The following is a 13435-nucleotide window of genomic DNA, read 5'->3' as shown; positions in this document are numbered from 1 at the left end:
TATGTTAGATACCCAATACTCGCAGTACATCCAACACCGAATTGACCAAAAAACCAAGCCACTTGGCGCACTTGGCTTACTAGAAAAAGTCGCACATCAACTGGCTTTGATTCAGAGCCAAGGCAAAGAAGCTGCGGTTGAACACATCGAATTGAATAAGCCAAGTATCATCATTTTTGCTGGCGAGCATGGCATTGCTGACGAAGGCGTGAGTATTGCTCCAAGCGCGGTAACACAACAGATGGTGTTGAACTTCTTAAGCGATGGCGCGGCGATCAATTGCTTCTGTGCGGTGAATAATATTGATATCACGGTAGTCGACACGGGGATATTGTTGCCTGTGGAATCAGACAGTGACATGTTGATCTCTCAGCGTTTGGGTACGCGAACCAATAACTTTGCCAATGAAGCGGCAATGAGTTTAGAAACGGTTGAACGTGGGATTGAACTGGGTACAGATCTTGTCTCTAGAACCATTTCGAATGGCACCAATATCATCATGTTTGGTGAAATGGGTATCGGAAATACCAGCAGCGCATCAGCGATCTTAAGTGCATTAGCGAATCGTGCTGCAGCGGAGTGTGTTGGCCTAGGCACTGGCATCAACAATGAACAGCTTGCACGTAAAGTGGCTGTGGTTGAGCAAGGTGTCGCGCGTTGCAAAGATTTAGATGCGAAAGAAGTTAAAGAGCTTACAGATCTTAAAGATATTAAAGAGGTACTCGCACAAGTCGGTGGCTATGAAATCGTTCAAATGGTCGGTGGCTTCCTTGGCGCTTACCAAAACAGAACACCAGTGTTGGTCGATGGCTTTATCGTGTCGGTTGCGGCGTATGTCGCGACTTTAATTGAACCAAACTGCCGAGACTATATGATCTTCGCACATCGCTCTGAAGAGTCGGGGCACAAAATTCTTTTAGAACTGCTCGACGCTGAGCCACTGCTCGATCTTGGATTGAGATTAGGTGAAGGCACAGGTGCTGCGCTAGCTATGCCAATCATTCGTGCGGCAGCCGAGTTCTATAACAACATGGCGAGCTTCGAAAGTGCTGGAGTCACGGTTTAATGAGTGATGTACCAGAAAGATCGTTGAAAGATCGAGTCACCCATCAGTGGGAGCTGTTTGCACTGGCGATGGGTTTCTTTTCTCGCTTGCCAATGCCGAAGAATATGCCCTATTCATCAGAGCGAATGAATCGTTCGGGTCGTTACTTTTCAACGGTTGGTTTGTTGCTAGGTGCTCTATGTGGCGGTGTGTTTTTGCTACTTGATGTGGTACTGCCGAGTGCAGTAGCGATCTTTTTGATGATGAGTTTTAGCCTGATGCTCACTGGCGCATTCCATGAAGATGGTTTGACTGATATGGCCGATGGCATTGGTGGCGGCATGACCCTAGAACGCCGTTTGACCATCATGAAAGACAGTCGAATCGGTACTTATGGTGCGTCTGCTCTGATTATGGCTCTGCTTGGCAAGTGGGTGCTGTTGAATGAACTCATAAGCATGACGGGACTGTTTATGGTAATCGTGACCAGTTATACCTTTAGCCGCGCGATTGCTGCATCGCTAATTTACGACATGCCTTATGTCAGTGATTTAGATACCAGTAAAAGTAAACCATTGGCCAACAAGCAAACCAAAGGCGAACTTGTCTTCTTGTTGCTGGTAGGCGTGCTGCCTAGCCTGTGGTTTGGTCTTGAATTCGCTTTGGTTTTATCTGTCGTCGCCTATCTGTTCAGAACAGGTTTTAAAACGTGGTTAACGGCTCGAATTGGCGGCTTTACTGGGGACTGCTTGGGTGCGGCTCAACAGTTAATGGAGTTGCTGACTTACCTTGTATTCATTACTGCATTTTACAATGGCTTTCTATAACGGCTTCCTATGACCAACACGAATGAAACTATTCAAGCTAATCAAATTAATCAAGCAAGTCAGCGAAACAGCCATTTGGTATTGGGCGGGGCTCGTTCTGGTAAGTCTAGTTTTGCAGAGCAACAAGCATTATGTGCGCTTGAAGCATGTTCAAATGGACGCCTCAATTATATTGCGACAGCGACATATCTTGATGATGAAATGCGAGAACGAATCGCGCACCATCAACAACGTCGTGGCGAGCAGTGGATTGAGCATGAAGTACCCGTCGAATTAGCCGAAAAACTGCAGTCTTTTGAGAAAGAAGATGTGGTATTGATTGATTGCCTAACCTTGTGGTTGAACAACATCATCTTTGAACTGGGTGATGACGCAACTAATGAACAGGTTGAAGCCGTGGTTGAAGTATTGGTCAAAAGCGTCGAGCAAAGTCCGGCGCAAATTATCATGGTCTCTAACGAAGTCGGTTTAGGTGTGGTGCCGCTGGGTAAAGTGTCTCGCTTGTTTGTGGACAATGCAGGACGAATGAACCAAGCGCTAGCTCGCGTCGTTGAGCGCGTCACGCTGGTTGCTGCCGGATTGCCGCTGCACTTAAAACCATCTAATCACTTGCTTGATATTCAAGGCTAGGTCGCACACATGGTCAATGGAACAACCAAAAACATCTATTTGTTAAGACATGGCAAAGTCGAAGGAAAAGCTGCGCTCAATGGTTTATCTGATGTGCTGGTCAACTCTGATCTTCAAGAACAGATATGTGAGGCACTAACTACACAAGACATTACCTTTGATAGCGTGGTTAGCTCTCCACTAAGACGATGTGGTGATCTCGCGAGCTTGTTTGCAGAGCGTATGTCTGTGCCTTTATCAGTTGCATCGGGTTTTCAGGAAATGAACTTCGGTGAAGTAGATGGTGTCCCATTTGATGAACTTGAAGACAAGTGGGGAATGTTAGAAACCTTTTGGAAAGACCCTGCTAATCATCAATTAACTGGCGCAGAAAGTTTACAGAGCTTCCACGACAGAGTAACTCAAGCTTGGTCGCAACTTTTGAATGATTCAAGTGACAACATATTGTTGGTTACTCATGGTGGTGTGATTCGCATACTGCTAGCGCACTGCCTTAATATTGATTGGAAAAACCCGAGTTTGTACTCGAAGTTATCGATAGAAAACGCATCGATAACGCATATTCAAATCACTCAGTTTGCGCAGAGCTTTATCAGCGTTAAATCGATAGGGATACCTGTTCTCTGAGTGTTCAAAAAACACAGTTTAAGAATTAACAATCTTTTAGATCTGTAAATAGAAACAGAAATATAAATATAAATAGAAGTATAAAGCGGCGTTCACAGCCGCTATACCTGATTGGTATTACTACCTACGTGAAAGGAATTTAGTCATGACAACACCAAGTTGGGATCTAAGCATTGCTTATAGCGATCTTAATGATGCAAAAATCGAACAGGACATTGAACTCATTCAGCAGTGCATTGAGCTGTTGAACCTACACGTTGAAAAGCGTCATATCATTCTAGCGATGCAAAACGCGATTCAGACTTCAGAAGCGGCAGGCACGTTACTGAGTACAATCAACACCTTCGCTAATTGCCACGCATCGGTCGACGCGACACACACAGAAGCGAAAGCATTGCTTGGTCGTGTAGCGAAGCTGAACTCTGAAATGTCTCAAGCGTTCAGCCCTTACGAAGATACGCTAATTCACGCAGAACCAGAATTTATTGATGCAGTATTAGAGCATGATAGTGCGGACGTAGCAGGGCAGCGCTTTGCGATTGAAAGCTCTCGTAAGTTATCAAGCAGCCGACTCAGTGTTGCTGAAGAGCAGTTATTAGCAGCGATGAAGGTTGATGGTCGTGACGGATGGGGTCGTTTATACGATAACCTAACCGGATCTTTAAAACTGTCGCTAAAGCTGGACGGTGAAGAGGAAGCCCTAGGCTTTTCACAAGCCGCGAGCCTGTTGTACGGCAGCGAATTCGACAAACAAGAACCAGCATGGCGCGCGGTTCAAGGTGCGATGAAAACGCACCAAGAGTCTTTTGCTTCGATTCTAAATGCATTGGCGGGTTGGCGACTGACTGAAAACAAAAAGCGTTCGAAGATTAGCGATGTGCATTTCCTAGATCCAAGCCTACACGGCAGCCGCATTGTGCCAGAAACGCTAGACACCATGATGTCGGTAGCGAAAGCTAATCGAGCTGTTGGTCAGAAAGCAGGTTTGTTAATGGCAAGAGTTCACGGGCTAGATGAAATGAAGCCTTGGAATCACTTAGCTGCGATGCCGCCGCTGGGTGACGCTGAATCTAAGGTTTACCCATTTGATGAGGCGATCGACGTGATCAAAACTGCGTTCGCTGAAGTAAATCCAGAGATGGCTGATTTTGTCGCTTTGATGGTTGATAATGGTTGGATTGATGCCGCACCAGCAGCCAACAAACGTTTAGGCGCTTACTGCACCAAGTTTGCTGCTACACGCACTCCGCTTGTGTTCATGACATGGAGCGGTAGCCGCTCAGATTTAATGACATTGGCACACGAGTTAGGCCACGCGTTCCACAACTGGGTGATGAAAGACATGCCGTTGTGTCAAACACGCTACCCAATGACGCTGGCAGAAACCGCTTCGATCTTTGCTGAAAATATCGTTCGAGACCATTTGTTAAAACAAGCACAAACACGTAATGAGAAACTTGAAATGCTGTGGGAAGAGCTTTCTTCTTCTTTGGCATTAATGGTGAACATTCCCGTTCGTTTTGAGTTTGAAAAAGCCTTCTACGAGCAGCGTGAAAAAGGCGAGCTAACGGCTCAGCAGCTGTGTGACTTGATGGAAACGACTTGGAAAGAGTGGTATGGCGATGCAATGACAGAAGCTGACCCTTACTTCTGGGCGAGCAAACTGCATTTCAGCATCTCTCAAGTAAGCTTCTACAACTACCCATACTTGTTCGGTTACCTGTTCAGTAAAGGTGTTTACGCTCAGCGCGATGCGAAAGGTGAGCAATTCTACGGCGATTACGTTTCGTTGCTTCGTGATACGGGCAGCATGATGGCGGAAGAAGTCGTTCAAAAGCACTTAGGAATGGACCTGACTCAAGCTGATTTTTGGCAACAAAGCATCGACATGGTCAAAGTTCAAATCGATGAATTTGAAAGATTGCTCGATCAGGAAGATTAATTGATCTCAATCTGTTCATAGCAGGTAAGAGCTGTGTTAGCTTACGTGGCTCTTATCTTGCTGGCATAACCTGAGATAAGCCGAAACAACCAAAAGTCTCTTTAAATAGAGAAAGTTATTTGGAACAGATGTCGGTTAGTAAAGTCAGCAGGTAATATAAAAATATATGGGTAGTATTTGTGAGTGATAACGGAGTTTCTGTTGATAAGTGCGATCCTAGCAACACAATTTCTATGTACAATTTATTAACATACGGCCGTGCAATTAAGGAGTAGCGCATGACGAAGACCCTCTTTCGCCAATCATTTCTTTTTGACAGCCTAGATCTTGAGCAAGAAGTGTTTGCAGGACAGACCGTACTGAGTAACGGTGTTCAAATTAAGCTTCATCAACGCGGTGTCTTGGAAGTGATTCCCGCGGATTTTAATTCTGAAACCAAGAACATCATTTTTTCAACCGGTGTTCATGGCGACGAAACTTCACCAATGGAGCTGATCGATAAGCTCATTGAGGATATTGAAACAGGTTTCCAAGTAGTAAACGCGAGATGCTTGTTTATCATAGCTCACCCAGAAGCCACTAACGCGCATACTCGTTTTCTTGATGTGAACATGAATCGTCTGTTTGATGAAAAGCAGTACGAGAGCAATCGAGAAGTGGATATCGCGAAGAACTTGAAGTTCTTGGTGACTGAGTTTTACAAAGAAACGGAACCTGCCACTCGTTGGCATCTAGATTTGCACTGTGCAATCCGTTTATCTAAGCATTACTCGTTTGCAGTGAGCCCTAAAGTTCGCCACGAAGTACGCAGTAAAGAGCTGTTTGATTTCATTAACAGTGCGCACGTGGAAGCAGTGTTGTTGTCAAATGCGCCAACCAGTACATTCAGTTGGTACAGTGCTGAAAACTTCGAAGCGCAAGCACTGACAATGGAACTAGGGCAGGTCGCGAGAATTGGTGAGAACCAACTTGATAAGCTAACGGCTTTTGACTTGGCGATGCGTAACTTGATTGCTGAAGTTGAGCCAGAGCATTTACCTAAGCGAACCATCACTTATCGCGTGAGCAGAACCATTGTTCGTTTACATGATGACTTCGATTTCATGTTCTCAGATTCTGTAGAGAACTTTACCGCGTTCAAGCACGGTGAAGTATTCGGTCATGATGGTGATAAACCGTTAATGGCTAAGAATGAAAACGAAGCGGTGGTGTTCCCTAATCGTAATGTTGCTATCGGTCAACGAGCAGCCTTAATGGTGTGTGAAGTTGAAACGCGATTCGACCATGGTCAGCTTGTGTACGATTAATATCGACTCGGGTTTAAACGACGAAAACAACCGCTCAACTGGTTGAAATATCAAGGTTCACATTACGGTGTGAGCCTTGAGTTTATTTGGGGATACAGGTAAGGTTACGCGAACATTTTCAAAGTAGCTTGATATGGATTTCCAACAACTTCTTCACCAAAAACAGCGCAAATGGACTAGAGCCATTTATCTGATGGCAGCACTGCTTGTCGCGCTGAGTGCGATTTACCTAATGGTTGGCGATCTCTTCATTTCCCCTCTGGACACCTTGTCCACGTTAGAACAAAAACTACTGATTGATTTACGCTTACCTCGATTATTAGCAGCTATTGCTATCGGGGCAGGGCTAGCAGTATCTGGCGCAAGCTTACAAGTCTTATTAGGCAACGTATTGGCTGAGCCTGGTGTGCTCGGCATTTCTGGCGGTGCAAGCTTAGCCATGGTTATTGTGCTGTTCTTCTTGCCGTTTGCTCCCACACCTGAACTGTTCATGATTGCCGCCGTTTTAGGCTCGCTCTGTTTCACCGTGATACTGGTGAGCATGGTAAAAACGATGCGACTCACCACGGCTAAATTACTGCTAGTGGGTGTCGCGTTAGGCATTCTTTCTGGCGCGATGGTGACATGGGCGTTCTATTTTAGTGATGACTTAAGTCTACGCTTATTGATGTATTGGCTGATGGGCAGCTTAGGTGGCGTCACTTGGTATCAACACTCGCTCACGTTGGTGATGATCCCCGTGATTATTTGGCTGTGCCTGCAAGGTAGTAAGCTAGATAAGTTAATGATTGGCGAAACGCATGCCGCACAGTTAGGTGTAAACGTACCGAGATTGCGCTGGCGTCTAATTTTCGCCGTGTCAATTTTAGTCGGCTGCGCGGTAGCTTTAGGTGGCGTGATCAGCTTTGTTGGCTTGGTTGTGCCACACTTGTTGCGTTTAGCGATTGGTACTGATAACAAATACCTTCTTCCTTTGTCTGCCGTTGCTGGCGCTGCGTTGTTGGTGTTTGCTGATATCTGTGCAAGAACCTTATTAGATTCCGCAGAGCTGCCTTTGGGTGTGATGACCACCAGTATCGGTGCGCCTATCTTCATTTGGATGTTAATTAAAAATCATGATTCAAATTAAGAGCCTGAGCGTCGGCGCTCGTTTATTACCACTATCATTTGAGCTCAAGCAAGGGCAGGTGACTCACGTTATCGGCCCTAATGGCAGCGGTAAAAGTACCTTGCTCGAAGCGATATCTGGAATTGGTGATGGTTCCAAAGGCGATATAAAGATCGACGGGCAGGATTTGTCGGAGCTGTCTTTACAAGATTTATCATTGCATCGTGCTTACTTGTGCCAAAGCGCAAGGCCAGCCTTCAACTTAGAAGTGTTCCAATATCTTGCATTGTCACTGCCAAGCTCCTCACACGGCCTTGATGTTGAAATCAACGCAGCTTTGGAAGAAATCAGCCAGATGCTAGACATTGCAGACAAACTTCATCGCTCAATTCAGACACTGTCTGGTGGTGAATGGCAACGCGTACGTTTGGCGGGAATGTGCCTGCAAATTTGGCCGACGCTTAATCCTTACGCAAAGCTGTTGATCCTCGATGAACCCGCAGCTCCGTTGGATATTGCTCAAGAAGCCTTGTTGTACAAGCTTATCGAACGAGTGGCTGAGAAGGGCATCGCCGTGATCATGGCTAACCATGATTTGAACAGAACACTAAGACACGCAGACCAAGTGTTGTTGCTCGATAAAGGTGTACTTCAAGCATCAGGCTCAGCTGATCAAGTGCTTACCCCTGAGCAGCTAGAGTCCGTGTTCAACACCGAAGTCAAAAGTATCTCAGTCGACAATCAGACCTATCTTTTGTTTGGTTAAAAGACTAATTAGTTAAGCTGCTCATTGGGTTTAAGGCGAGTTAGTAAAGGAAGCAAATATGTTTAGATACATCCAAAGAAGAAGAATCAAAAAGGTGATTAAGTCATTGTCTGCAAAGATGGTGAAGAGCTACGGAAGCCGTGATTTCTTCTCTATTGGGCAGGTTGAAACAAGTTCTCGTGAGCTGAGTAAACGCCAACAACAGATTGCTTTAGCCTTGTTTGCGGATCCACAAGATCTTGCTGTTGAATTAGCTCCAACTATTCAGTTGCTGCGTAATGATGTGTCTAATGACTTCTTTGGCGGAGAAGACTACACAGCGCGAGATGTACTTAATCTATTGGGTGGCGGCGGTTGGAAGGGCGGTCGTATGGACGATGACATGTCACATCGCATGGGCATGCATAGCCGTTATTAAATATCTTCTTACTACCTAACGCCTTTATATCCCCAAAGCGGCTTAATCATAAAGCCGCTTTTTTATTCATTCCGAATAATGTTCCCTCAATCAACATAGAATACTGAAATGTCATAATTCGAAGCAACATCATCTATCTACAACGCATTTGTTTGAGTTGTGTGATGCTGATTCCTATCAATATAAAACCCGCTGTTATTGATAAAATTGACGTATATATTTTTCGTTGTTCTTTAAGTCAGAAATTATAAACCTTCGAATTACAGTGCTGGTTGGTTAGTAACCAATTGGTTTTGTGTTTAGGGTAAAATAATAGAGAGTGGGAAAGTGACAACAATAAATAATAATATTCTAAAAATAGCAGTGGGTATGGCTATGCTATCGAGTGTGCCGTCAGTGGCAAATGCTCATGGTTGGTCTGAATTTCCAAGTGCACGTCAGAACACGTGTTACGAGCAAGGCGGGATTTGGTCGGGTACACCACCTAATGCTGCGTGTGCTCAAGCAAAAGACATTTCGGGTTCATACCCGTTTTTTCAACGTAACGAGTACGCGAAAAATGTCCAAGATTTCAATAATATCAATGCTGTAAAAGCGGCGATTCCTGACGGCACGTTATGTTATGCCAACGATTCGCAAAAACGCGGCATGGGTGCACCTCATACTGGTTGGACTCGAACCGAGCTAAATACTGGTACATTTGAATATGTATTCAACGCGACTGCACCACACAACCCGTCATTCTGGGAATTCTACCTAACGAAACCAAACGCAGACCTGAGCAAAGGCCTAGCGTGGGGGGACTTAGATCTTATCCAAGAAGTGGGGAATGTTCCTGTAAGCGGTGGCAAATACCGTATCAACGTAACGATTCCTTCAGACCGATCTGGCGACGCAATCTTATACGTTCGTTGGCAACGTGACGATGCCGCGGGTGAAGGTTTCTACAACTGTTCAGACATCACTATCGCGGGTGGCACAACCCCTCCACCAGAGCCGGGTCCAGAGCCTGATCTAGTGCGTGGTGACCTGTTTGTTTCTGACCAGTTTGGCACGCCAGAAATTGGTGATACGGTTAAATACGACATCATCAACAAGTATGGTGAAGTAGCGCGAAGCTTCGACATCGTCATTGATGCTTCAAACGTTAACGATTGGGCTCGTTTGTTAGCTTCAGAAATTAATGGCTGGCACGAAGAGTTTAAAGATGGCGCGATCTTCATTGGTGACTGGCATGCTGAAATGCAGCACTACATGTACTTCCAAAACGATCCTTCACGTAACTTCTTCAACTCGAAAGATAGCCGTGCTTCTGGTCAGTTAACGTTGATTGATGGTGGCGACGGTGGTGTTGAACCATTGAAAGGTGACATCTACGAGCTAGTGAAGAGTGACAATGTAGTCAATGCTGGCGATAAGGTTGTGATTGCAACAAGCGAAGCCGCGACATTGACTCAAACTCAAGGTTCTTCAGTAAGCATCCAAAATAACGGCACGGCTTCTATAGTAGTTGATACCACTGGCATCACTGCAAACGAAACTTTATCGTTTATGGCTAGCTCGATTGAAAGCGACAGTGTTGAAACCTTCACTTTTGAAGTAATTGCCGATGACGGTGGCGTGACACCAGACCCAGATCCAACGCCGGATCCTGATCCGACTCCTGACCCAGACCCTACGCCAGATCCAGGTACGTGGGACTCATCAGCGACTTACCTTGGTGGCGAAGTCGTGACTTACTCGAACCAGTCATGGAAAGCACAATGGTGGGTTCAAGGTGGTACTAACCCTAAAGCGACTTACGAAAATGACAAATGGGGCGTTTGGCGTCCAGCTAACTAATCTTAACTATTGTTAGTTAATTAGCCTTGCAATAATAACCAAGACACCACACTTTTTGACGAGTGTGGTGTCTTTTTTAGCGTCTGCATTTGCGGTTTTGAATGTCATCAGCCTAGAAAAAGTGATTCAGGAACGGAGTCTTAATCACTCAGCACGGCTCTATAAGAAGATGAGAGTTATATAGAAAACAAGAGCTATATAACGTTTTGTAATGTGTTGACGAATTATTTCAGAATAAGGTTTTCTTTAATCTCATCGTTAAGATACCCCTGATCAAAATCTGGTGTCATAAATTCGACGGAGGAGGAGTCTAGATAGCTGGTTTCTAGATAACTCGGCTCTAGATAATGGGGGTCTAAGTGAGCAGCACTTACGTAGGTGGGAATCGCAGAAAACAAAACGATACTGATCGCTGCAGCGATATTAATGGCTTTGTTGCGTTGAGGAGTCATTTTCATAGTAGTGCCCTCGAAAGGTGGGCAAATCCATCTGCCTATGAGAATTGAATCTGAGATGTTTAGAAGTCGTAAGACAAACCAAGCGTAATGATATTGTCGTTGTCGATCGGGCCCATCGATTGGCCGTTCAAGTAAAGGTCACCTTCGTTGGTATTGAAGTAGGTGTATTTCACGTAGGGTGTCCAGTCGTCGATGCTTTTAGAGAGAACGACTTCGTGCTCATTGGTACGGTAGTCGCCTTGATGAAAGATTACGTTGTCATCGTTGTGGGTAAACCCGCCATTGGATCCATCACTGTTTTCGTGAGTGTATTGATAAGCTAAATCCCAGCCTGCGAGTGAGTACCCCGCACCGGCGATGAACTTATTGGTGTTGATCGTGGTGTCGCTTACATTCTCGAGTACTTGCCCTGACTGGTTATATCCCAATCCACTGAATAAATTGAAGTTGTCGTTCACTTGATAATCGATAATAGCTTCGATTAATAACTCTTCACCGTTGTCCCATTTACCAAGTTCACCGTATAAGTTGAACGTGAAAGATTCGCTGATGTGAAAATCGTGCCCGTAACCCGCTGCCAACCAACCCTGGTCATCAAAACCGATATAGACTTGTCCATTTTCTGAGGTATCGATTAATGCGCCAGCTTCTGTGGTGTAGACACCGTTATCAGCAGCATTAGAGGCAACGTTTTGTTCGATGTAAACTTGAGTCGAAGTCGCAAACGCTGCGCTGCTGAGTAACGTAAGTGGTAGAGCACCTTCCGATGCAATGCATGTTGCCGATGAAGGCTCGCTAAAAATCACGCACGGTGAAGGCGGAGGCATTATGACGGAATACACAATAAAGGATGGCCAACACGCTTTTTCTGTTATGTGTGGATACACCTCGGGTCCTTCATTCTGGGCTGATGGAAAACCCGCGAAGGTATGTGAAGAGGCGCAAGCACTAGCGGTTGCATTGGAAGCAAAAGGTGAATGGGAGGTGAAGCCAATGACTTACACCATCGCACCAGCAAGAATCGTAGTTGATAAGTGATTTTTGTCTACAGAACGCTCGTTATATCGAGCCTCGTTATCCAATCATATTGATTATTTGTAGTGAGACAGAGGGGTACTCAGGCTGAAATGCTCTTAAAGTTCCCCTCAGCTTAGCTCAAATAACAAGAAGCTAAGTCAACCAACTAATCAAATTTGTATTCGAAAATACAGAAGGTCTATCCTATGAAAAATACCATTAAGCTACTGGCTATCGCATGTGTTTTACTTACTCCAATGCTTGTCGCCGCTGCCGAACATAATCACAGTCACAATCATTTTAACCCTGAATTAGAGCAACTTGGCGACGACATTATTGGCCGAACCGTGTGTTACAAAAATGGTCATCTATCAGATGAGAATCAAGAGCCTGCGTTTATGAACCTTATCAACCACGCCAATGTAGAAGGTGAGGAGCTGGGGATGTACTACATGGATAAGTTGGGCCCTAAAGCCGAGCAAATCATGAGTGATGATGAGGCTCGACGTTTATGGACTGAAGATTATTGTGCTGATTTGACTGATACCTATTTGGACTCAGACAAGTTAGCTCAAAGAGCAAATGAACACAAAGGTCATTCCCACGGACACGATCATGAACATCACCATAATCATGACCACCATGGACATGGCGATTTAACGCCGGAGGTACTTGAGCAAGATATTGAGAGAGGGCGTTTACTCAGTATAAATTAAGCCCAATAAGATAAGTTCATCTAACCTATTGTTAAATATTCACTATTTGTTAGTGTGTTTAGGTGCACATTGAGGATGTGTTTCATATTTAGCGAAGAAATATTAGGAGTTGCGATGAGTATTATAGTGAGACGGTCTGAGCCGTCAGATGCGAAGGGAATAAAAGAAGTTTACGAATGCACGAATGCTTATACCGGTACGCTGCAACTCCCAAATCCATCTCTGGAAAGCTGGCAAAAACGAATCTCTAATATGCCTGATAACGTGTATTCGTATGTCGCGATGATCGACGATGAGATTGTTGGCAACTTGGGAATGGAAGTGTGTGTGAACCCAAGAAGACGACATGTGGCTTCATTTGGTATGGGTGTTAAGGACGATGTGCTAGGCAAAGGTGTCGGTAGCCAACTGCTCGCAACAGCAATCGACTTGTGTGATAACTGGATTAACATCAAGCGAATGGAGTTAACGGTGTATACCGATAACGAAAGAGCGATCAGTCTGTATAAGAAGTTTGGTTTCGTGATTGAAGGAGAGTCCGCAGGGTTCGCTTTCAGAAATGGCGAATATGTGGCGGCTTATCATATGGCACGACTAGTATAGCGCTCGGCTTCTAACCAAGGCTACAATTAAAACAGCTAGAGTTCTTCAATAGATAATAAAACGCCACGTTACAATAACGTGGCGTTTTCTATTTCAGTCAACTGATGCTTTGAAGCGCTTCAGTTTTAA

General features: G+C 44.9%; 14 protein-coding genes and 1 pseudogene. 13 read left to right on the top strand and 2 right to left on the bottom strand.

Features of this window, described 5'->3' with window-relative positions; genetic code table 11:
- The first annotated feature begins 1 nt into the window (after window position 1).
- The 10 genes from cobT (at window position 2) to A6D97_RS08700 (ending at window position 10512) form a co-directional block, all read left to right on the top strand.
- A complete protein-coding gene (cobT, locus tag A6D97_RS08745) occupies window positions 2-1066 on the top strand; it encodes a nicotinate-nucleotide--dimethylbenzimidazole phosphoribosyltransferase (RefSeq protein WP_065584226.1) in 1065 nt (354 codons plus the stop codon).
- Window positions 1066-1872 (top strand): adenosylcobinamide-GDP ribazoletransferase, encoded by an 807-nt coding sequence (locus A6D97_RS08740; protein WP_065584225.1) that lies wholly within the window; start codon window positions 1066-1068, stop codon window positions 1870-1872. The genes cobT and A6D97_RS08740 overlap by 1 nt, the downstream gene beginning before the upstream one ends.
- A gap of 9 nt (window positions 1873-1881) precedes the next feature.
- On the top strand, window positions 1882-2502 hold the full coding sequence (cobU, locus tag A6D97_RS08735) for a bifunctional adenosylcobinamide kinase/adenosylcobinamide-phosphate guanylyltransferase (RefSeq protein WP_017059154.1): 621 nt from the start codon (window positions 1882-1884) through the stop codon (window positions 2500-2502).
- A gap of 9 nt (window positions 2503-2511) precedes the next feature.
- The gene (gene cobC / locus A6D97_RS08730) at window positions 2512-3129 is read left to right on the top strand and encodes an alpha-ribazole phosphatase family protein (RefSeq protein ID WP_017059155.1); all 618 of its coding nucleotides are present in this window, start codon (window positions 2512-2514) and stop codon (window positions 3127-3129) included.
- 145 nt (window positions 3130-3274) lie between these two features.
- Window positions 3275-5071: a M3 family oligoendopeptidase gene (locus tag A6D97_RS08725; RefSeq protein ID WP_017066161.1), complete on the top strand. Its 1797-nt coding sequence runs from the start codon at window positions 3275-3277 to the stop codon at window positions 5069-5071.
- 278 nt (window positions 5072-5349) lie between these two features.
- Complete coding sequence (locus A6D97_RS08720; RefSeq protein WP_017059157.1) at window positions 5350-6378, top strand: succinylglutamate desuccinylase; 1029 nt, start codon at window positions 5350-5352, stop codon at window positions 6376-6378.
- Window positions 6379-6511: 133 nt separating this feature from the next.
- A complete protein-coding gene (gene btuC, locus A6D97_RS08715) occupies window positions 6512-7507 on the top strand; it encodes a vitamin B12 ABC transporter permease BtuC (RefSeq protein ID WP_017070911.1) in 996 nt (331 codons plus the stop codon).
- Window positions 7494-8252 carry a vitamin B12 ABC transporter ATP-binding protein BtuD gene (gene btuD, locus A6D97_RS08710; RefSeq protein WP_065584224.1) on the top strand — a complete coding sequence of 253 codons (759 nt, stop codon included), beginning with the start codon at window positions 7494-7496 and terminating at the stop codon, window positions 8250-8252. The genes btuC and btuD overlap by 14 nt, the downstream gene beginning before the upstream one ends.
- A 58-nt stretch (window positions 8253-8310) precedes the next feature.
- Window positions 8311-8670, top strand: a complete 360-nt coding sequence (locus tag A6D97_RS08705) for a DUF6559 family protein (RefSeq protein ID WP_017066163.1) — start codon at window positions 8311-8313, stop codon at window positions 8668-8670.
- A gap of 375 nt (window positions 8671-9045) precedes the next feature.
- On the top strand, window positions 9046-10512 hold the full coding sequence (locus A6D97_RS08700; protein WP_065584245.1) for a lytic polysaccharide monooxygenase: 1467 nt from the start codon (window positions 9046-9048) through the stop codon (window positions 10510-10512).
- Between the two features lie 224 nt (window positions 10513-10736).
- Here the strand turns inward: A6D97_RS08700 and A6D97_RS08695 are convergent, their stop codons facing one another.
- Both A6D97_RS08695 and A6D97_RS08690 read right to left on the bottom strand, forming a co-directional pair.
- A complete protein-coding gene (locus A6D97_RS08695) occupies window positions 10737-10970 on the bottom strand; it encodes a hypothetical protein (RefSeq protein WP_065584223.1) in 234 nt (77 codons plus the stop codon).
- Window positions 10971-11029: 59 nt separating this feature from the next.
- Window positions 11030-11797, bottom strand: coding sequence for a hypothetical protein (locus tag A6D97_RS08690; RefSeq protein ID WP_065584222.1), 768 nt, complete (start codon window positions 11795-11797; stop codon window positions 11030-11032).
- Here A6D97_RS08690 and A6D97_RS08685 point away from each other — a divergent pair.
- The 3 genes and pseudogenes from A6D97_RS08685 to A6D97_RS08675 all read left to right on the top strand — a co-directional run.
- Window positions 11730-12008 (top strand): annotated as a pseudogene (locus A6D97_RS08685) (hypothetical protein); the annotation flags it as partial. The gene A6D97_RS08690 and the pseudogene A6D97_RS08685 overlap by 68 nt on opposite strands.
- Window positions 12009-12193: 185 nt before the next feature.
- Entirely contained in the window at window positions 12194-12703 is a 510-nt protein-coding gene (locus A6D97_RS08680) for a hypothetical protein (RefSeq protein ID WP_065584221.1), read from the top strand.
- A gap of 114 nt (window positions 12704-12817) precedes the next feature.
- Window positions 12818-13306, top strand: coding sequence for a GNAT family N-acetyltransferase (locus A6D97_RS08675; RefSeq protein ID WP_017068284.1), 489 nt, complete (start codon window positions 12818-12820; stop codon window positions 13304-13306).
- The last annotated feature ends 129 nt before the right edge of the window (window positions 13307-13435 follow it).

Source organism: Vibrio sp. ZF57, assembly GCF_001691235.1.
GTDB classification, from domain to species: Bacteria; Pseudomonadota; Gammaproteobacteria; order Enterobacterales; family Vibrionaceae; genus Vibrio; species Vibrio crassostreae_C.
The sequence above is the reverse complement of the archived record's forward strand: the minus strand, read 5'-3'. Positions and strand labels throughout refer to the sequence as shown.

Bases quoted from the DNA above. Each gene is read 5' to 3' on its own strand.
- A6D97_RS08695 (WP_065584223.1), bottom strand. From the start codon at position 10,970: ATGAAAATGACTCCTCAACGCAACAAAGCCATTAATATCGCTGCAGCG.
- A6D97_RS08720 (WP_017059157.1), top strand. From the start codon at position 5,350: ATGACGAAGACCCTCTTTCGCCAATCATTTCTTTTTGACAGCCTAGAT.
- A6D97_RS08700 (WP_065584245.1), top strand. From the start codon at position 9,046: ATGCTATCGAGTGTGCCGTCAGTGGCAAATGCTCATGGTTGGTCTGAA.
- btuD (WP_065584224.1), top strand. From the start codon at position 7,494: ATGATTCAAATTAAGAGCCTGAGCGTCGGCGCTCGTTTATTACCACTA.
- A6D97_RS08675 (WP_017068284.1), top strand. From the start codon at position 12,818: ATGAGTATTATAGTGAGACGGTCTGAGCCGTCAGATGCGAAGGGAATA.
- cobU (WP_017059154.1), top strand. From the start codon at position 1,882: ATGACCAACACGAATGAAACTATTCAAGCTAATCAAATTAATCAAGCA.
- A6D97_RS08740 (WP_065584225.1), top strand. From the start codon at position 1,066: ATGAGTGATGTACCAGAAAGATCGTTGAAAGATCGAGTCACCCATCAG.
- A6D97_RS08690 (WP_065584222.1), bottom strand. From the start codon at position 11,797: ATGCCTCCGCCTTCACCGTGCGTGATTTTTAGCGAGCCTTCATCGGCA.
- cobC (WP_017059155.1), top strand. From the start codon at position 2,512: ATGGTCAATGGAACAACCAAAAACATCTATTTGTTAAGACATGGCAAA.
- A6D97_RS08725 (WP_017066161.1), top strand. From the start codon at position 3,275: ATGACAACACCAAGTTGGGATCTAAGCATTGCTTATAGCGATCTTAAT.
- cobT (WP_065584226.1), top strand. From the start codon at position 2: ATGTTAGATACCCAATACTCGCAGTACATCCAACACCGAATTGACCAA.
- btuC (WP_017070911.1), top strand. From the start codon at position 6,512: ATGGATTTCCAACAACTTCTTCACCAAAAACAGCGCAAATGGACTAGA.
- A6D97_RS08680 (WP_065584221.1), top strand. From the start codon at position 12,194: ATGAAAAATACCATTAAGCTACTGGCTATCGCATGTGTTTTACTTACT.
- A6D97_RS08705 (WP_017066163.1), top strand. From the start codon at position 8,311: ATGTTTAGATACATCCAAAGAAGAAGAATCAAAAAGGTGATTAAGTCA.